The organism is Citrobacter sp. RHBSTW-00881 (assembly GCF_013728515.1).
Taxonomy (GTDB): domain Bacteria; phylum Pseudomonadota; class Gammaproteobacteria; order Enterobacterales; family Enterobacteriaceae; genus Citrobacter; species Citrobacter braakii.
This window is the reverse complement of sequence record NZ_CP056269.1, coordinates 4,138,099-4,155,961: the sequence shown is the minus strand read 5'-3', so window position 1 is coordinate 4,155,961 and position 17,863 is coordinate 4,138,099. Positions and strand designations below refer to the sequence as shown.

The window sequence follows — 17,863 nt, the reverse complement described above, 5'->3', positions numbered from 1 at the left end:
AATATGCAACACATAAGCGGGCGCTGGATGAAGGCGTTAAACGGCATCGTTATCGCCCTGAGCCTGGTGCTGCCCGGCACTACGCAGGCGCAATCTCTGGAGTCGCTGGTCAACGTCCAGGGGATCAGGGAAAACCAACTTGTTGGCTACAGCCTGGTGGTGGGGCTGGACGGAACCGGGGATAAAAACCAGGTCAAATTCACGAACCAAACTATTACCAACATGCTGCGCCAGTTCGGGGTACAACTGCCGGGTAAAATCGATCCGAAGGTGAAAAACGTCGCGGCGGTAGCGGTCAGCGCGATGCTGCCGCCAATGTACTCGCGTGGGCAGACCATTGATGTCACGGTCTCGTCGATTGGCGATGCCAAAAGCCTGCGCGGCGGTACGTTATTGCTCACCCAGCTCCATGGCGCAGATGGGGAGGTTTATGCCCTCGCACAAGGGAGCGTGGTGGTGGGCGGGATGAACGCGAGCGGGGCTAGCGGCTCCAGCGTGACCGTGAATACCCCCACTGCCGGACTGATACCGAATGGCGCGTCAGTCGAACGTGAAATTCCCAGCGATTTCCAGATGGGTGACACCATTACGCTTAATCTGAAACGTCCCTCCTTTAAAGATGCCAATAATATTGCGGCGGCGATCAACGCCTCGTTTGGCGGCATTGCTACGGCACAAAGCTCGACCAACGTCAGCGTTCGTGCGCCAACCAGCCCAGGGGCGCGCGTTGCCTTTATGTCTCAGTTAGATGACGTCCAGGTTCAGGCAGAAAAAGTACGCGCCCGCGTGGTGTTTAACTCGCGTACCGGCACGGTGGTGATGGGGGATGGCATTGCCCTGCACGCAGCGGCGGTATCGCATGGCAGCCTGACGGTTTCCATCAATGAAAGCAGCAACGTCAGCCAGCCGAATGCCTTTGCCGGCGGTCGTACGGCGGTGACGCCGCAGAGCAATATTTCGGTGAATCACGCCCGACCGGGGATGATTACGCTGCCTGAATCCAGCAGCCTGAAAACGCTGGTTAATGCGCTCAACAGCCTCGGGGCCACGCCGGACGACATTATGTCCATTTTACAGGCCCTGCATGAAGCTGGGGCACTGGATGCCGATCTGGAGGTCATTTAATGGCCGACATCAAAGTGAATCATAGCGGGGGCATTGACGGTAGCGATGCGTTAATGGGCCCGAAAATTAAAGATAACGATTTGCAGAAAGCCGCCCAGCAGTTTGAAGCCATTTTCTTACGCAACATGCTGAAAGAAATGCGTAAAACCAATGAGATCTTCGACTCCAAAGATAACCCGTTTAACAGCGACTCGGTGCGCATGATGCAGGGGTTTTACGACGATCAGTTATGTAACAGCCTGGCCCAGCAGCACGGTATTGGGATTGCGGCGATGATCGTTAAACAGCTCTCCCCGCATCACAAAGGATAAAGGTTGCGCGGCGGCTTAAGAACTGAGGTTTTTTCGCCGCTTTTAATCGGCAAGGTTGTTAACGACAGACCGGGGAACTGACCGGCGAGGACTCTTTGATGGACATGATTAACATTGGCTACAGCGGCGCATCTACTGCGCAGGTGGAGCTTAACGTAACGGCGCAAAACACGGCGAACGCCATGACCGACGGTTATACCCGGCAGGTGGCCGTCACCAGTACTATTGGCGCAAGCTCAGGCTCGGCGAACAGTGCGGGTAACGGTGTGCAGGTGGACAGTATTCGCCGGGTATCCAACCAGTATCAGGTGAACCAGGTCTGGTATGCCGCCAGCGATTACGGTTATTACAACACCCAGCAGACGTATTTAACTCAACTGGAAACCGTGCTCAGCGATGATAACAGCAGCCTGAGCGGCGGCTTTGACAACTTTTTTGCCGCGTTAAACGAAGCCACCACCAGCCCGGATGACTCTGCTCTGCGTGAGCAGGTGATCAGCGAGTCCGGCGCGCTGGCGCTGCGCGTGGATAACACCCTTGATTATATCGATTCGCAAAGCAGTGAAATCGTTAGTCAGGAGCAGGCGATGGTGGCGCAGGTGAATACGCTTACCAGCGGTATTGCCAGCTACAACCAGCAGATCACTGAAGCCGAAGCCAACGGGGATAACGCGTCTGCGCTCTACGATGCCCGCGACCAGATGGTGGAAGAACTGAGCGGCATTATGGATGTTCAGGTCAATATTGATGATGAAGGTAACTACAACGTCACGCTGCAAAACGGTCAGCCGTTGGTGAGCGGGCAAGAGAGTTCTACCCTCGAACTGGAGACCAACGCCGACGGCACGCAGAGCATGTCGCTGACGTTCGCCGGAACCACGTCATCCATGAACACCGATACCGGCGGCTCGCTGGGCGCGCTGTTTGATTATCAGAATGAGGTACTGACGCCATTGACGGGGACGATTAACAGCATGGCAGAGCAGTTTGCCGATGCGGTTAACACCCAACTGGCGCAGGGCTACGACCTGAACGGAAATCCCGGCGAGCCGCTGTTTATTTATGACGAAAACTCCTCGGATGGCCCGCTGGAAGTGAACCCCGATATCACCGCCGATGAGCTGGCGTTTTCCAGTTCGCCGGATGAAAGCGGCAACAGCGATAACCTGCAGGCGCTGATCAACCTCTCAACCGAACCGTTAGATATCGAGGGGCTTGGTAGCGTAACCGTGGGCGAAGCCTGTTCATCAATCATCAGTAACATCGGTATTTACAGCCAGCAAAACCAGACGGAAGCGCAAGCGGCAGCGAACGTGTACTCCGAAGCACAGAACCAGCAGAGCAGCGTCAGCGGCGTCAGCATGGATGAAGAAGCGGTGAACCTCATTACCTACCAGCAAATTTACGAGGCCAACCTCAAAGTTATCTCAACGGGCGCAGATATTTTCGACTCTGTGCTGGAAATGTGTAGTTAATCTGGAGGGCTATTATCATGCGCGTGTCTACCCAACAATCCTATGTGTCTATGACGCAGAGTTTTAACGACCTTTCCAGCGATCTTTCCCACGTTGTCACGCAGATGGCGACAGGGAAAAGTATTCTGCTGCCGTCAGACGATCCTATCGCTGCGACACGAATCACCCAGCTTAACCGCCAGCAATCGGCTCTCGATCAGTATCAAACTAATATTGATTCCGCCTCGGCGGGGATGAGCCAGCAGGAGTCTATTCTGGATGGCGTCAACAACGATCTGTTAGCGATTCGCGACGATCTGCTGGAGGCCGCCAACGGCACCAACACCGCCGAGTCGTTATCCAGCCTGGGGCAGGATATTCAGTCGATGACCGAAGCGATGGTCTCGGCGCTGAATTATCAGGATGAAGACGGTCACTATGTGTTTGGCGGGACGGTGAACGATCAACCGCCCATTGTCGCGGTAGATGAGGACGGTGACGGGGTGACTGACAGTTATACCTATCAGGGTAACGACGATCATCGCCAGACCACGGTGTCCAATGGCGTTGAGGTTGATACCAATGTGGCAGTCAGCGATTTCTTCGGCGATAGCCTCGACGTTCTGAACACTCTGACGTCGTTGTCGAAAGAATTACAGGATCCGTCGGTTGACCCTGCCGATCCACAGGTGCAAAGCGATATTCAAAATGCCATTGATACGGTGGATGTGGCCTCAGACGCGCTCAACGCTTCTATAGCCACCATTGGTGAAACGCAGAATACGATGAGCATGCTGAGCAGTGCTCAGACGGATATCACTACCTCCAACGATCAGCTTATCAGTCAGTTGAGCGATCTGGATTATGGCCCAGCCTCCATTACCTTTACCGGTCTGGAAATGGCGATGGAAGCCACTTTAAAAACCTACTCCAAAGTGAGTGAGTTAAACCTTTTCAGTGTGATTTAACAGTTAGCAGTAGCTCAGGAATAGTATGCAGGTCGGTTTAAATACAACATCACTCTCCGGTAGCGGAGCGCTTAATCCTTCTGTGCAGCAGCATACCGTTGCGCAGAATGCCCCTGTCCGTCAAAAGTTACCCGCAACGGCGAGTGATTACCCGGCCTCACCCCTTATTACTACCCGGCCTCAGCGCTACAGCGTGCAGCTTAACGATCAGCTCACCACGCTGCAGCAAGCTGACCACTACCTGGGTCAACTGGAGCAGCATTTGCTGGACTTTCGTCACGCTTCTCGCCGCGGCGGACAGGCGCTGCAGCAGAAGGGGGCTGAACTAACTCAGTGGCTGGAAAAACGGCCAGCATTGTCCGGTGATGCGGTCGACAGGCAGTTGCGTCCGGTTTTACAGGGTGAGGCACGAGTCACTTTTCACTCGCCTGAACTGGCGCAGATGCTGCAAAAAAACGCGATAAGTTCACGCATGTTCAGTGTTTCTGACGGGCGGCAGACGCAGCACTCTGCGGTGGTGGTAGGCGAGGACCTGGATCCTGGTCAATACAAAATGATGATGAGCAACGCACTGCGCCGTGTCGGTGTACAGGTGCACGATCAGCAGGGGGCGCTGAGCTTTTCCACGACGGAGAAGCAATGGCAGCAGATCCAACAAACCCTGAGCGTACGTGATGTTGACGCGAAGTCCTCGGCGTTTACTCTGCTAAAGACATTTGCCGATCCCTCTCGTTCAGATGAGCTTCTGCAACATATCGCGCAGGGCAGTTCCCGCACTCAGGATGGGTTACAGCAGGCGCTGGATGCGATTGGCGATCAGCGCGCGCAAATGGCCGCGCAGCAGGAGAAGGCCCGGCAGCTGATTGACGGTATGGCGCGTTTTCCACAGGCAGAAAGTGCGGTTAAAGCATCTGAATCACTGGGCGGGGTACTGGATCATGCTAATCACAACTATCAGGTTTTAGCCCAGGCGGTCAACGGACAAGCCCGGCTTTCCAGCCAGACTGTCCGTAGCTTATTAAGTTAATTCTGCTGACAAGATGTTGTCGAAAAGGTAAATGCCGAGGGGTCTGTGATTAACAGGCCTCCTACATCCTGAGTGAAGAGCAAATTTTGCTGCGGGTTTAAATGAATCCACCACGTATGAAGGTTATGCTCAACAATAAAGGAACTGAAATTGGATAAGCGGAGATCGTTATTATCCGCTTTCGCATCGCTAAAATGAAGCTCACCTTGTTGAGATGATTCTGTAGAACGATTAAGGCAAGTGGAGATCTCGAATACTGAAGGAACCTGGTTATTATGTTCCAAAGGGATGAGCGTAAGGGCCGTATCCTTGTGTTGTGGGCTCAGAATAAGTTGGTAATGTGCATTCCTTCCGGCGTTAAGATCATAATAGGCAATAACCGTGTGCTCAATGTGGGCATGGGCCAGAAAACTAAAAAATAGGGAGGAAATAGCCAGGATATAAAAAGCGTAATTATTTGCATTTTGGCATTTCATTTAACATTTTCTCCACTTCTTTAATTAAAATACCATTCATTTCGTTATCTTTATTTAGCCAGTTATCAAAGCTTAGTGCTAACTGCCAGCTATCATTGCATTGATTGCTCATCACAATATCAAGTGCGAGTTTGTTCAACGAGACCCGATAATAAAGGGTCATCGAGGCGCTATGCGCGACCAACAGTTGATTGATTTGCTCTATACCAGGAAGAATATGTTTTGAAACAAGCGATAACGATTTCTTATTCTCACCTGGATCGTAAAGTTGATAGACCGTAATACGGTTGGCATTTTCAAGCGTTTCTTTAACCAGTTGTGGAGTTTCTTCCGTTTTAGTGGATGACGGCGCTTTAAAATATGAGATCAGTGCAAACAGCGACAGAGCGACAACGATAACGGGCAAGGTAATCAGAACAGCCCGATAAGGATGATGTTTGGTTGCCAGTTTTTTCTTGCTGACTTCATGTAATGAACTGTTATTTAAGGTTATTTTTTCTGTTGTTGTTGATGGCAGTTGCTCCTCAGACGCGAGGATTTCAACTACCTCAGCATTCTCTTCGGTTACCTCACTGGCGCTGTCATCAACCTTATTTTCATTAGGAGCAATGATTTCAGTTAGATAGAGTTTATTAAACAAATACCCTTTTTTTGGTATGGTTTTTATAATTTCTTGTTGTTTACCATCATCATCAATAGCGACGCGCAGGGCGTGAACGGCTGTCGGCAGACTATTTCCACCGACGATGCGATTCTTCCAGACAGCGGTCATTAAAAATGAACGAGATAAAACAACATCGGCATTTTTAGCTAATGTCTCTAACAGAATAAAATGGTATTCGCCCAGGCGACGTATCTCACCTGTTTCACAGTGGATTAACGCATTAAGCGAAGAGTCCATCCGCCAATTGTTGACTACAATACTCATGGTTTATTATACCCGCGCAAGATTTTTATATCCCTGGTGTCACACCGTTAAAAATCAGTGCATTAAAATTCTGGAGAAATTGAGATGTCTTCTGCCTGAGAAACAGCAGGTAAATCGGTATTGAGTGTTTTTTATGCTGTGCAAAAGAGGATTGGAAATGTAGCGAAAGTGTCTGAGACTCACAATATAAAAATACAGGGCATTTGCAACCAAATGTAAAATAAAGTTATAACCAGGCTCTTTAAAACATTTTTATCTAAGTATAATCTTATTTTTATCATAAGGTTAACATAGCAGGTGCGTAATCGATCGGGTCTTTATTAGATATTTCTAATAATCTTTTAATTAAATCTTGATTGAGATCTTCCTTATGTAGTGATTGTTTTGGTGAGGAGCACGGAAAGCTAAAATAGAGGTGGGAGACGTTTTATCTCTCGCGTTAACGATGTTGTGCAAGGCGTAAAAAATTTTTCTGCAGCGCTTTAAGTTTTCCGAAGGGGTGGTCGTTTTTACAGAGTATCGAAACGAAAACGATTATTCCCAAGGAGCAGTACCATGTTATCGATTAATACTAATACCGCATCAATGTCCGCTGTTAACGCTATCAACAAAAGCAGCGCATCACTGTCTACTTCTATGGAACGTCTGGCGACAGGTAACCGTATTAACTCTTCTGCAGATGATGCTGCGGGCAAACAGATTGCCAACCGTCTGACTGCGCAGTCCAGCGGTATGGGCGTTGCGCTGAGCAACATTCAGGACGCGACTGCGATGCTGCAAACTGCAGACAGCATGTTTGACGAAATGACCGACGTACTGGGCCGTATGAAAGACCTGTCCACTCAGGCAGCGAACGGAACCTACAGCGACGAAGATTTGCAGGCGATGCAGGACGAATACGACGAACTGGGTCAGCAGATGTCCGATATGCTGCAGAACACCACTTACGGCGGCACCAACCTGTTCGGTGTTTCCGGTACCAGCAACACCGGCAAAGACGGCCTGTTCCAGGGGGCGGTAACCTTCCAGGTTGGTGCTGAATCTTCTGACACCATGACCGTTGATATCTCCAGCCAACTGGACTCTCTGGTTACCGATTTAAACAGCGTTAGCAACTCTTTCGAAGCTGATCAGTTAGATGCGACCGGTACTGCAGGCATTTCCGGTGGTACTGAGCTGACCGCTTCTGGTTCTGCAAACCAGATGATCACTACTATCCAGACTGCAATGGACGACGTGTCTAAGATCCAGTCCAAACTGGGTGCATCTATCAACCGTCTGAACGATACCGCCGCTAACCTGACCAGCATGCAGGACAACACTGAAGTGGCGATCGGTAACATTATGGATACCGACTACGCGACGGAAGCGTCCAACATGACCCAGCAACAGGTGCTGATGCAAACCGGCATCACCATGCTGAAGCAGTCCAACAGCATGTCCAGCATGGTTTCCAGCCTGCTGCAGTAATTCCTGACTTAACGTCATTTACAACACCGCCACCCGGCGGTGTTGTGCTTTCAGCGACCTGGCTTTTACCTGGAAACCTTCCTGGGGAAGGGAAAAATCATTTCCGCCATTAAGTTAACTTACTGAATTTTAATTATAAAAATTATTGGCATGTATTTTGCTTTTACATAAATAACGTTGCACGGAGTCATTGATCATGAGCTATACGAGTCCGATCCAAAAATTAGCACAACAATTTGCCTACGCCGATATTGCCACCCAGGCGACGAATCTGCAGAACCAACAGAACGAGTTGAATGCTGAGAGCAGCGGTCTGGACTCGCTAAGTACCGCGCTGACTGATTTTCAGACGGCAATCGATGCGCTGAACAGCGACACCGACGGCCCACTGACGTTTTCCGCCACCACAAATAATGAGTCGAATACGGTGTCGGCTAACTCGCAGGCACAGGCGGGGACCTACTCATTTTATGTTTCGCAGTTAGCACAGGGGCAACAAACCACGTTCAGCATGAGCGACGATACTTACGCCGCGACGGGTTCATTTGAGATAACCATGGATGACGGCACAACCATGGATATTGACCTGTCTACGGTCGATGAGGATGGCGATAACTGTGTTGATGCCAGTGAACTGGTTGATGCGATTAATAACTCGGACGATAACCCAGGCGTGTCGGCGGCATTGGTTAAGACCGACGGCACGACCACCATCATGCTGACCTCTGATACCACCGGTGAGCAAAGCGGTTTTTCGGTGAGCGTTTCGGGTAACACCGATCTGGCTACGGCGGAATCCTCCAGTGAACAACCGATAACGCAAGCGCAGGACGCCATTATTCACCTCGGTAACGAGGATGGCCCTGCGATCACCAGCAGCACCAATACCTTCGATGATGTTATCCCCGGCGTGACGATGACTTTTTCTGAGGTTAGCGATCCTGATGATCCTAACGATGTGACCACTTTTACCGTCGCGGAAGACTCCAGCGGATCGCAGGCCAAAGTACAGACCTTTGTTGATGCCTACAACACCTTGGTCGACACCATCGATTCACTGACCAGCTACGGCGATGACGACACGGCGTCCGGAGTTTTTGCGGGTGACGCCGGGATGAATTCGCTGGCAAATCAGATGGATGATATTGCTCACGCGTCTTACGGTGGCGTGTCGATTGTTGATTATGGCATCACGCTGGATTCCGACGGTCACTTACAAATTGACTCCACTCAGTTCAGCGAAGCAATGGAAGAAAACCCGGACGGTTTGACCGCTATTTTTGTCGGGGAGGACAGCATGGTCGCGCAGATGGACGACCTGATGGAAAGCTATCTGGATTCCAGCAACGGCATCATCGCCCTGCGCCAGGAAAACATTGATGACCAGCAGAGCAAAATTCAGGACGAAAGCGATCAGCTGACTGAAACCTATAACACCAACTACGAGCGCTATGTGGAAGAGTACACCAATACGCTGGTGGAAACGTACTCCATGAAAATGAGTATGGCCGCGTTTATGTAACCGGCTGATTTAGTAGAAGGATTAAAAATTAAATGTATGACACGCAGGATGGTTATTCGCAATACAAAGAGATGGATCTTGCTGCGCGTACCGCAGCAGCATCGCCATTAGAGCTGGTGCTGGTGCTGTTTTCGGGGCTGATGGACGAGCTGGAACGCGCCAAAAGCCACATTGAGAACAAACGCTATGAGCGCAAGGCGCAAAGCATCAACAAATGCATCGATATTCTCAACGCCTTAACCAGCTCGCTGGAGTTTGAAACGGGCGGCGAGTTGGTGGTGAATTTGTCCCGGCTGTATGACCACTGCGTCTACCGCCTGTATGAAGCCAGCGGCGAATTGTCGCTGGAAAAAATTGATGAAGTGATCCTCATCCTGACCAATCTACGCACAGGCTGGGAAGGTCTGTCGGCAAAGCTGGGATAAGACGATGGAAAGAGAGCGTCAGCAACAGCAGCTTTATGCCCTGGTAAAAGAGATGAACGAGGCGCTGGATCGAAAGCGTTGGCGCCGATTACCCGGCCTGCATCAGCAGGTGATGCGCGTTTTTCATGACTATGCCGCCTGGGAAACCGATGCCACCGCGTTGCGAGAGGTCAAAGACACCCTGCATGCGGCGTTTGAGGTGCTGATTGCCCGACGAACGCAGCGTGCGGAAGAACTCAAAGCGCGCATGGATCAACATCAGCAAAATCAGGAAGGAATGTTGGCGTACTCAATGGTTAATTTAATTTCGGAGAAGGCATGAATCCTGTATTACTGGCCTCGGCCAGTGCGTTGGCAGAGGCCACACCGGAAAAAGCGGCTATTTCGGCCCCAACAACGTCAACGAGCGGCAGCACGTTTTCTTTACCGCAGGCCGGGCTTAATGCGGTGGCTGAACGTTTGGCCGGCGCAAAAATAAACCAACAGCAGGCGTCGTTGCCTGAGCATCAACGCGATGATGCAGATCCTGCGGCCATGCAGGCATTGCTGGCGATGTTACTGGCGCAACCGGCACAGCCGTTAACGCCTGCGGCGGCGCAGAAGCAGCCTGACGGTGAGATGCTGAAAATGCTGACGCAGGCGCAAACTACGGGGGCGGGGTCTGCGCTTTTGCGCCAACTGGCGAGCGCGATGGCCGGGCAAGGAAAACAATCCATGCCGTCGGCTGAGCAGCACGCCACGGATTTATCGTCACTGTCGCCAAAGCTGCAAACGTTACTGGCATCGATCACCGAGAATTTGCCCCAGGCTACCCCGGATCAGCAGGCCAAACTGGCGACATTCTCCGCCCAGGATCTGCGCGCGATCGCGCCTGAACCTGTCTCGCTTTCGACCTCACAGCAAATTTCCGCCCGGGTGAAGTCAGCGGATCACGCCGTTCCTCGCCCGATGGCGGTGAGAAAAACGGATAACGTAACGGTTAACCCATCGCTTGCGTCGCAAAGTTTGCTCAATACGGCGGCGCAGGGAACTCAGCCGGTAAATGCCCTGAGCGACCACAACGTGGTGTCGACGCAAGTTTCCGCGCCTACCACGCTGTCAACAGAGGAGCTCGGCGAGAAGCTCACCGCGCTGCTCAAAGACAGAATTCAGTTCCAGTTGGGTCAGCAACAGCAGGTGTCGACCATTCGTCTAGACCCGCCATCGTTGGGCAAACTGGAAATTGCCGTGCAGCTGGACGCAGGAAAGCTGATGGTGCACATCGGCGCAAATCAGGGCGATGTCTGCCGCTCGTTGCAGCAATTTAGCGAGAACTTACGCCAGCACCTCACGGCGCAGAACTTCATGGAAGTGAATGTTCAGGTCTCTTCCGAGGGACAATCGCAACAGCAACAACAGCAGTCAGGCCATCAACAGGACGAGGTGACGTCGGCGCTAACGCTTAACGACGAACCTCAATTTCAACAGAACGAATCCGTTCTGATCAAAGTGTAAAAGCAAGATGAAGAAAATTGTTATTGCGTGTGTGATCAGCTCTGTCGTTGCTCTGGGTATTGCTGGTGGGGCTGGATGGGGTATTTATCATTTTATGAATAAAGGTGCGACAGCTAAGGCAGCAAAAACCGCTGAGATACCCGAAGAAAATCAGGATGAGAGCAGCAGCATATTTGTCTCTCTGCCGGAAACGGTGGTTACGCTTCATGATAGTGAAGGGACAGACCGATACATGGTGGCAGAGCTGGTAATGGTCGTTGATTCAGAGAAAGACGCTGAAAAAATTAAGAAAGACGAACCGCTCTATCAAAGTATTACGGTAGATGAACTCTCGAATATGAAATATGAAGAGATTCGGGCGCTGAAGATCTCCGATATCAGAAAGAAAGTTTTTGAAAATCTGAAAATTGAATTAGCGAAACGCAAAATGGCGACACCGTATAAGGACATATTGGTGAAAAAAGTCGTGTTTCAATAAGCGACAAGCCAGGAAATAACATGATCCAGGATGCTTACGAGTCAGAAGATTTTAATGCGACGCCCGTGCTAACGCCAAAGCAAGAGAGCCATTATTTACAGGCTTATCTTCCTTTGGTGCGCAAAGTGGTGCGTCAACTTGCGCCGCAATGTACCTGCGTTATGGACAGGCAGGATATGGAGCAAACGGCGCTGATGGGATTGCTGAATGCGATTCGCCGCTATGGTCAACCGGATGAGGGCTTTGCCGGTTATGCCGTCCATCGTATCCGCGGAGCCATACTCGATGAGCTGCGCAGCCTCGACTGGCGGCCTCGTCAGCTACGACAAAAATACCATCAGATTAAAGATTTGATTCGTGATGCGCGTACTCAGCTCGGGCATGAACCCTCATGGGAAGAGCTTTCCCGGTTGGGTTTGTCGTCTGAAGATTATCAGGAATATCAACAGCTGGAAGGTGCTGAATCGCTGGCCAGCCTGGATGAATTACTGAATGGCGATATACCGATTGCGCCGCTCGAAGGGCGGGGGCTTGAAGAACAATTCGTCACGCAGGAAATGCTGGGTTATGCCCTGAGCCAACTCAGCGAAAAGGAGGGACTGGTGCTCTCAATGTATTACCAGCACGATATGAATTTAAAAGAAATCGCGCTGGTATTAGGGCTGACTGAAGCTCGAATTTGTCAAATGAATAAAAAAATCACGCACAAGATTCGTGATTGTTTATATCCAGATTAACAATTCCGAATCAACATGCGGAGGACGTAATGCAAAAGATTTTTGGTTTATTGGTGGTTTTAGGCTGCGTATTTGGTGGCTACTTTGAGGCTGGCGGACAGTTAATTGCTATCTGGCAGCCGGCAGAAATTATTATTATCGTGGGGGCCGGTCTGGGGGCGATGATTATCGGTAACCCAATGCATGTGCTTAAAGAGATTGCTCACCAGATCAAAGGCGTGGTCAGCAAAAAGAAAATGGGGCCGGAGTTCCAGCGTCAGCTGCTGATGTGCCTGTATGAACTGCTGGAAATGGTGCAAAACGGCGGTCTGCGTATGTTAGATCAGCATATCGAACAGCCGGAAGAGAGTACCATTTTCCAGAAATACCCGCTGGTACTGACCCAGAAACGACTGGTGACCTTTATCGCCGATAATTTCCGTCTGATGGCGATGGGGAAAATTGATGCCCACGAGCTGGAAGGGATCCTCGATCAGGAACTGGATACCGCGGAAGAATCGCTGTTAACCCCTTCGCGTTCCCTGCAGCGTACCGCCGAGGCGATGCCTGGCTTCGGCATTTGCGCGGCGGTGCTGGGTATCATCATCACCATGCAGTCAATCGATGGTTCCATTGCGCTTATCGGCCTGAAAGTGGCGGCGGCGCTGGTGGGGACATTCTTAGGGGTCTTCATCTGTTATTGCGTGATGGATCCGCTGGCAAACGCCATGGAACAGCAGGCGCGGGCGGAACATTCGCTACTCGAATGTGTACGTACCGTGCTGGTGGCGCAGGCGGGCGGTAAGCCGACACTGCTGGCGGTTGATGCGGGACGTAAACTTCTTCATCTGGCTTCCAAACCCACATTCGCCAATCTGGATGCGTGGGTGAATGCGATGCTGGAGCAAGAATAAGCATGAGGAAGGGGCCAAATCGTCGCGATCGCGGCGCGAAAACCACCATTATCCGCCGACAAATCAAAAAGAATCATGCAGGTCATCATGGGGGAGCGTGGAAGGTGGCATTTGCTGACTTTACGCTGGCGATGATGGCGTTGTTTATGACGTTGTGGATTGTGAACAGCGTCAGTAAAGCTGACCGCGAAAATATCGTGGCGGCGCTGCATGGTCAGTCAATCTTTAACGGTGGCGGTATGGCGCCGTTAAATAAGCTGGGCAAGCAGCCGATAGCGCCGGGAGCGCAGAAGAAAAACGTCACGCGCAACAAACTCGATAAAACCGTCAACCCGCAGGAGACGGCGAAAATTACGGAAGAGAACGCGAAAAAGGCGCTGGATGTGAATGAAAAAGCGGTGCTGCTGAAACAAAAATCAGCCCGCGAATTGGGCGAACTGGCGACCGACATTAACGTTATCGCCCGCAATGCGCATATGGAAACTAACCTTGAGATGGAGATTGTTCCTCAGGGGCTGCGCGTACTGATTAAAGATGACCAGAATCGCAATATGTTTGAACGCGGTAGCGCCAGGATTATGCCGTTCTTTAAATCGCTGCTGGTCGAACTGACTCCCGTGTTTGACTCGCTGGATAACAAGATAATCATCACCGGGCATACAGACGCGATGAGCTATAAGAGTAACATTTACAACAACTGGAACCTCTCCGGCGACCGCGCTTTGTCGGCGCGACGCGTGCTGGAGGATGCCGGAATGCCGCAGAATAAAGTCATGCAGGTCAGCGCGATGGCGGACCAAATGCTGCTGGATGCGAAAAACCCGGAAAGTGCCGGGAACCGTCGCATTGAGATCATGGTGCTGACGCAAAGCGCTTCCGATACGTTGTATCAATATTTTGGCCAGCAGGGAGAGAAAGTTGTGCAACCGCTGGTGGATAAGCTGGACAAGCAAAAGCAGGTGACTTCTTTACGTCAGCAATCTGCTCCCGTCACTCATTAATTCTGTTCCCGTCCCCCACGCAACGTGGGGGCAATTTATTCCTCAGGAAGGCAATGTGATAGATGTAACCCATATTATTCCATTGGAGATTCATACTGATAACGTCACCGATGTAGCCTGTCAGGGGGCGCATTTCGACAAGGTCTCAGGTATCTGGTACACCGAACCCCACGAGCTAAACGGGGCGCTTCGTGACTATGTCTACGACACCGACAATTTTAATATTGTCGCGCCGTACTATCTGGTGATTACCTCGAAGATGCACTGCTGGAGCTGCCACCAAATTACCCGCATCCATGGCGTGATGTTTACCCGCTTTATTAAGAAAAATCAGGATGGTCAGGGCTGGCAGTCGGTCAGGCGTAACAGCTTTTTGTTCCACATTAATTCTCTGCCTGAAGAGATAAAAAAGAACATCAAAGCCAGCAATTACTACCTCGATAAAAGTAAAACCACCGGGCTACGTTACTGGATGAATCACTGTGAAATTTGTGGTGAACGTCTGGGCGACTACGAGCTTTTCTGCGTTGAAAATGATGCCTTCCGCCTGATGACAATCGAAAAACTGCTGCGGGCAAATGTTCGCAAAGTGAATAAACTGTTTGTCAGTACGGCGGGGAATCCCGCAGAACATACGAAAAAGGATATTGTGCGTTACCTGTGCGATGCCCGCTTCGTCATGAATGGTCCGGCGTAAGGAATAATCATACTTCTCACACTATAAAAATACTGTATACTTAAACAGTGTTGTGGGAGGCGAGTAATGCGCAAAATCATACATGTTGATATGGACTGCTTTTTCGCAGCGGTGGAAATGCGCGATAACTCCGCTCTGCGTGACATTCCCATTGCCATCGGCGGCAGCCGGGAGCGTCGGGGGGTTATCAGTACAGCCAATTACCCGGCGCGCAAATTTGGCGTGCGTAGCGCGATGCCAACGGGAATGGCGTTAAAGCTATGCCCGCATCTTACCTTATTACCCGGTCGCTACGAGGCCTACAAAGAAGCCTCCCGCCAGATTCAGGCGATTTTCTCCCGCTATACCTCGCTGATTGAACCCCTGTCGCTGGATGAAGCCTATCTGGATGTAACCGACAGCACCCACTGCCACGGTTCTGCCACGCTGATCGCCCAGGAGATCCGCCAGACGATTTTTAACGAGCTGCAGCTAACCGCCTCCGCCGGGATTGCGCCGGTTAAATTTCTGGCAAAAATAGCCTCCGATCTCAACAAGCCCAACGGGCAATATGTAATTACCCCTGCCGATGTTCCTGAATTTCTCAAAACGTTACCGCTCGGCAAAATTCCCGGCGTCGGCAAAGTCTCCGCCGCGAAGCTGGAATCAATGGGATTGCGTACCTGCGAGGATGTTCAAAAATACGACCTGGCAATGCTGCTCAAACGTTTTGGTAAGTTTGGTCGCGTGCTGTGGGAGCGAAGCCAGGGCATTGACGAGCGGGACGTTAACAACGACAGACTGCGCAAATCCGTCGGCGTGGAGCGCACGCTGGCGGAAGATATTCATGAGTGGTCAGAGTGTGAGGCGATTATTGAGCGGCTTTATCCCGAACTGGAACGGCGTCTGGTCAAGGTAAAGCCGGATCTCCTTATCGCTCGCCAGGGGATAAAACTCAAGTTTAATGATTTTCAGCAGACCACGCAGGAGCACGTCTGGCCGCGTTTAAATAAAGATGACTTAATTGCGACGGCGCGTAAAACCTGGGAAGAACGTCGGGGAGGGCGAGGCGTGAGGCTGGTGGGATTACACGTCACGCTGCTGGATCCCCAACTGGAAAGACAGCTGCTGTTGGGGCTGTGACTCTGATGGATTGCCGGATAAGCGTAGCGCTATCCGGCATTTAGCGCAGAATCTTACTTCGCCGGAATCGACTTCAGCAGTTCAGTCAGCAGCGTCCAGTAGTGACCAACGCTTTCGATATGAACCTGCTCATCCGGGGAGTGCGGACCGGTGATGGTTGGCCCGATGGAAACCATGTCCATTTCCGGATACGGTTTCTTGAACAGGCCACATTCCAGACCGGCGTGAATGATCTGGATGTTTGGCGTTTTGTTGAACAGACGCTGGTAGGTTTCGCGAACCAGGTGCATAACCGGAGAGTTAGCATCCGGCTGCCAGCCTGGGTATCCGCCTTTGGCCTGGGTTTTCGCGCCAGCCAGTTTACCCAGTGAATCCAGCATGCTCACCACGTAGTCTTTACCGCTGTCGATCAGGGAACGGATCAGGCAGTGAATTTCAACGTTGTCGTCAGTCATGGTTACAACGCCGACGTTCAGGGAGGTTTCAACCACGCCTTTGGCTACGTCGGAATTGCGGATAACACCGTTCGGGGTGGCGTTCAGCAGACGTACGAAGCTGTCGCGAGACTGAGTGGTCAGCGCGGCTTTGTCGTGAGTCACGGCATCCAGCAGCAGAGCCAGGTTCTTCTCTTTGGCTTCCAGTTCGTTTTTCAGGATTTCCTGGTAGGTGTTGACCAGCGCTTTTAACGCATCAACTTTATCTGCCGCCACGGCGAGGGTGGCAAAGGCTTCACGCGGAATTGCGTTGCGCAGCGTACCGCCGTTGAAATCAACCAGACGCAGATCCAGCTCTTCAGCGTGACCCGCCAGGAAGCGTACCAGCAGCTTATTAGCGTTACCGAGACCAACGTGGATTTCGCCACCGGAGTGACCGCCTTTCAGGCCTTTCAACGTCAGCTTAAAGCTCTGGAAGCCAGCCGGGATTGCTTCACGGGACAGCGGCAGGTTAGAGGTAAAGTCGATACCGCCTGCGCAACCCATATAGATCTCACCTTCTTCTTCAGAGTCGGTGTTGATCAGGATATCTGCCTGCAGCCAGTTAGCCTGCAGACCAAACGCGCCATCCATACCTGCTTCTTCGGTCATGGTCAGCAGCACTTCGAGCGGACCGTGTACCACGTTGTCATCAGCCAGAACGGCCAGTGCGGACGCCATGCCGATGCCGTTATCCGCACCCAGCGTGGTGCCACGGGCTTTTACCCATTCGCCGTCAATATATGGCTGGATAGGATCTTTAGTGAAGTCGTGCACGGTGTCGTTATTTTTCTGCGGGACCATATCCAGGTGCGCTTGCAGAACGACCGGCTTGCGGTTTTCCATTCCTGCGGTAGCGGGTTTGCGAATCAGGATATTACCGACCTGATCGCGCTCGACGTGGAAACCTTTCTCTTGGGCCCAGCTCAGAATGTGTTCAGCGAGCTGCTCTTCATGGTAGGACGGATGAGGAATAGAACAGATTTTGGCAAAAATATCCCACAGCGGTTGCGGGGATAACTGAGACAGTTCAGACACGTTGAGTCTCCTTGGCGATGTCCTACAAAACTTGCTTGCAGGCCACAGGGTTAGCAGAATTAAAAACATCACAAGTCAGGCTTGCGCGATGCGATTGAGAATACCACTTTCTCCGCTGACGGCTAGCATAAAGCATGCAAAAAGAGGCGCGGATTCCGCGAAACACTGGTTTTTAGTGCGTCAGATCTCTATAATCTCGCGCAACCTATTTCCCCCTCGAACAC

19 protein-coding genes are annotated in these 17,863 nt (G+C 51.4%); 16 read left to right on the top strand and 3 right to left on the bottom strand.

Annotated features, from left to right (window positions below; all coding sequences use genetic code 11):
* Nucleotides 1-3: 3 nt before the first annotated feature.
* From HV311_RS20120 to HV311_RS20100, 5 genes are all read left to right on the top strand, one after another.
* On the top strand, nucleotides 4-1,125 hold the full coding sequence (locus HV311_RS20120) for a flagellar basal body P-ring protein FlgI (RefSeq protein WP_191220398.1): 1,122 nt from the start codon (nucleotides 4-6) through the stop codon (nucleotides 1,123-1,125).
* Between the two features lie 8 nt (nucleotides 1,126-1,133).
* Nucleotides 1,134-1,436, top strand: a complete 303-nt coding sequence (locus HV311_RS20115; protein ID WP_029139422.1) for a rod-binding protein — start codon at nucleotides 1,134-1,136, stop codon at nucleotides 1,434-1,436.
* Between the two features lie 98 nt (nucleotides 1,437-1,534).
* Entirely contained in the window at nucleotides 1,535-2,911 is a 1,377-nt protein-coding gene (gene flgK, locus HV311_RS20110) for a flagellar hook-associated protein FlgK (RefSeq protein WP_047498449.1), read from the top strand.
* Between the two features lie 17 nt (nucleotides 2,912-2,928).
* Nucleotides 2,929-3,858 carry a flagellar hook-associated protein FlgL gene (flgL, locus tag HV311_RS20105; RefSeq protein ID WP_019076091.1) on the top strand — a complete coding sequence of 310 codons (930 nt, stop codon included), beginning with the start codon at nucleotides 2,929-2,931 and terminating at the stop codon, nucleotides 3,856-3,858.
* Between the two features lie 25 nt (nucleotides 3,859-3,883).
* Complete coding sequence (locus HV311_RS20100) at nucleotides 3,884-4,885, top strand: hypothetical protein (protein WP_046275411.1); 1,002 nt, start codon at nucleotides 3,884-3,886, stop codon at nucleotides 4,883-4,885.
* On the opposite strand, the gene HV311_RS20095 is transcribed toward HV311_RS20100, so the two are convergent.
* Both HV311_RS20095 and HV311_RS20090 read right to left on the bottom strand, forming a co-directional pair.
* A complete protein-coding gene (locus HV311_RS20095) occupies nucleotides 4,882-5,361 on the bottom strand; it encodes a hypothetical protein (protein WP_016151851.1) in 480 nt (159 codons plus the stop codon). The genes HV311_RS20100 and HV311_RS20095 overlap by 4 nt on opposite strands.
* Entirely contained in the window at nucleotides 5,339-6,289 is a 951-nt protein-coding gene (locus HV311_RS20090; protein ID WP_191220397.1) for a transcriptional regulator, read from the bottom strand. The genes HV311_RS20095 and HV311_RS20090 overlap by 23 nt, the downstream gene beginning before the upstream one ends.
* Before the next feature lie 555 nt (nucleotides 6,290-6,844).
* Between HV311_RS20090 and lafA the strand changes: the two genes are divergently transcribed.
* From lafA to dinB, 11 genes are all read left to right on the top strand, one after another.
* Complete coding sequence (lafA, locus tag HV311_RS20085; RefSeq protein ID WP_181629159.1) at nucleotides 6,845-7,759, top strand: lateral flagellin LafA; 915 nt, start codon at nucleotides 6,845-6,847, stop codon at nucleotides 7,757-7,759.
* 196 nt (nucleotides 7,760-7,955) lie between these two features.
* The gene (gene fliD / locus HV311_RS20080; protein WP_191220396.1) at nucleotides 7,956-9,281 is read left to right on the top strand and encodes a flagellar filament capping protein FliD; all 1,326 of its coding nucleotides are present in this window, start codon (nucleotides 7,956-7,958) and stop codon (nucleotides 9,279-9,281) included.
* Nucleotides 9,282-9,313: 32 nt separating this feature from the next.
* Nucleotides 9,314-9,706, top strand: coding sequence for a flagellar export chaperone FliS (gene fliS, locus HV311_RS20075; protein WP_003843794.1), 393 nt, complete (start codon nucleotides 9,314-9,316; stop codon nucleotides 9,704-9,706).
* A 4-nt stretch (nucleotides 9,707-9,710) separates the two neighbouring features.
* Nucleotides 9,711-10,028 (top strand): hypothetical protein, encoded by a 318-nt coding sequence (locus HV311_RS20070; RefSeq protein ID WP_016151855.1) that lies wholly within the window; start codon nucleotides 9,711-9,713, stop codon nucleotides 10,026-10,028.
* Entirely contained in the window at nucleotides 10,025-11,200 is a 1,176-nt protein-coding gene (locus tag HV311_RS20065; RefSeq protein WP_191220395.1) for a flagellar hook-length control protein FliK, read from the top strand. Before HV311_RS20070 ends, HV311_RS20065 begins: the two co-directional genes overlap by 4 nt.
* A 7-nt stretch (nucleotides 11,201-11,207) precedes the next feature.
* Nucleotides 11,208-11,678 carry a flagellar basal body-associated FliL family protein gene (locus HV311_RS20060; RefSeq protein WP_191220394.1) on the top strand — a complete coding sequence of 157 codons (471 nt, stop codon included), beginning with the start codon at nucleotides 11,208-11,210 and terminating at the stop codon, nucleotides 11,676-11,678.
* Nucleotides 11,679-11,698: 20 nt separating this feature from the next.
* Nucleotides 11,699-12,415: a FliA/WhiG family RNA polymerase sigma factor gene (locus tag HV311_RS20055; RefSeq protein WP_046275416.1), complete on the top strand. Its 717-nt coding sequence runs from the start codon at nucleotides 11,699-11,701 to the stop codon at nucleotides 12,413-12,415.
* Nucleotides 12,416-12,444: 29 nt separating this feature from the next.
* Nucleotides 12,445-13,308, top strand: a complete 864-nt coding sequence (gene motA / locus HV311_RS20050; protein ID WP_016151859.1) for a flagellar motor stator protein MotA — start codon at nucleotides 12,445-12,447, stop codon at nucleotides 13,306-13,308.
* Between the two features lie 2 nt (nucleotides 13,309-13,310).
* Nucleotides 13,311-14,309 (top strand): putative lateral flagellar export/assembly protein LafU, encoded by a 999-nt coding sequence (gene lafU, locus HV311_RS20045; RefSeq protein WP_016151860.1) that lies wholly within the window; start codon nucleotides 13,311-13,313, stop codon nucleotides 14,307-14,309.
* Nucleotides 14,310-14,364: 55 nt separating this feature from the next.
* Complete coding sequence (locus HV311_RS20040; RefSeq protein ID WP_016151861.1) at nucleotides 14,365-15,006, top strand: hypothetical protein; 642 nt, start codon at nucleotides 14,365-14,367, stop codon at nucleotides 15,004-15,006.
* Nucleotides 15,007-15,072: 66 nt separating this feature from the next.
* A complete protein-coding gene (gene dinB, locus HV311_RS20035) occupies nucleotides 15,073-16,128 on the top strand; it encodes a DNA polymerase IV (protein ID WP_191220393.1) in 1,056 nt (351 codons plus the stop codon).
* A gap of 53 nt (nucleotides 16,129-16,181) precedes the next feature.
* Here dinB and pepD read toward each other — a convergent pair whose 3' ends face one another.
* On the bottom strand, nucleotides 16,182-17,639 hold the full coding sequence (gene pepD, locus HV311_RS20030; RefSeq protein WP_016151863.1) for a cytosol nonspecific dipeptidase: 1,458 nt from the start codon (nucleotides 17,637-17,639) through the stop codon (nucleotides 16,182-16,184).
* Nucleotides 17,640-17,863 lie beyond the last annotated feature (224 nt).

Coding starts and splice junctions, on each gene's coding strand:
- dinB (WP_191220393.1), top strand. CDS start 15,073: ATGCGCAAAATCATACATGTTGATATGGACTGCTTTTTCGCAGCGGTG.
- lafU (WP_016151860.1), top strand. CDS start 13,311: ATGAGGAAGGGGCCAAATCGTCGCGATCGCGGCGCGAAAACCACCATT.
- motA (WP_016151859.1), top strand. CDS start 12,445: ATGCAAAAGATTTTTGGTTTATTGGTGGTTTTAGGCTGCGTATTTGGT.
- HV311_RS20060 (WP_191220394.1), top strand. CDS start 11,208: ATGAAGAAAATTGTTATTGCGTGTGTGATCAGCTCTGTCGTTGCTCTG.
- HV311_RS20095 (WP_016151851.1), bottom strand. CDS start 5,361: ATGAAATGCCAAAATGCAAATAATTACGCTTTTTATATCCTGGCTATT.
- HV311_RS20070 (WP_016151855.1), top strand. CDS start 9,711: ATGGAAAGAGAGCGTCAGCAACAGCAGCTTTATGCCCTGGTAAAAGAG.
- HV311_RS20065 (WP_191220395.1), top strand. CDS start 10,025: ATGAATCCTGTATTACTGGCCTCGGCCAGTGCGTTGGCAGAGGCCACA.
- flgK (WP_047498449.1), top strand. CDS start 1,535: ATGGACATGATTAACATTGGCTACAGCGGCGCATCTACTGCGCAGGTG.
- HV311_RS20090 (WP_191220397.1), bottom strand. CDS start 6,289: ATGAGTATTGTAGTCAACAATTGGCGGATGGACTCTTCGCTTAATGCG.
- HV311_RS20100 (WP_046275411.1), top strand. CDS start 3,884: ATGCAGGTCGGTTTAAATACAACATCACTCTCCGGTAGCGGAGCGCTT.
- lafA (WP_181629159.1), top strand. CDS start 6,845: ATGTTATCGATTAATACTAATACCGCATCAATGTCCGCTGTTAACGCT.
- flgL (WP_019076091.1), top strand. CDS start 2,929: ATGCGCGTGTCTACCCAACAATCCTATGTGTCTATGACGCAGAGTTTT.
- HV311_RS20120 (WP_191220398.1), top strand. CDS start 4: ATGCAACACATAAGCGGGCGCTGGATGAAGGCGTTAAACGGCATCGTT.
- fliD (WP_191220396.1), top strand. CDS start 7,956: ATGAGCTATACGAGTCCGATCCAAAAATTAGCACAACAATTTGCCTAC.
- HV311_RS20055 (WP_046275416.1), top strand. CDS start 11,699: ATGATCCAGGATGCTTACGAGTCAGAAGATTTTAATGCGACGCCCGTG.
- fliS (WP_003843794.1), top strand. CDS start 9,314: ATGTATGACACGCAGGATGGTTATTCGCAATACAAAGAGATGGATCTT.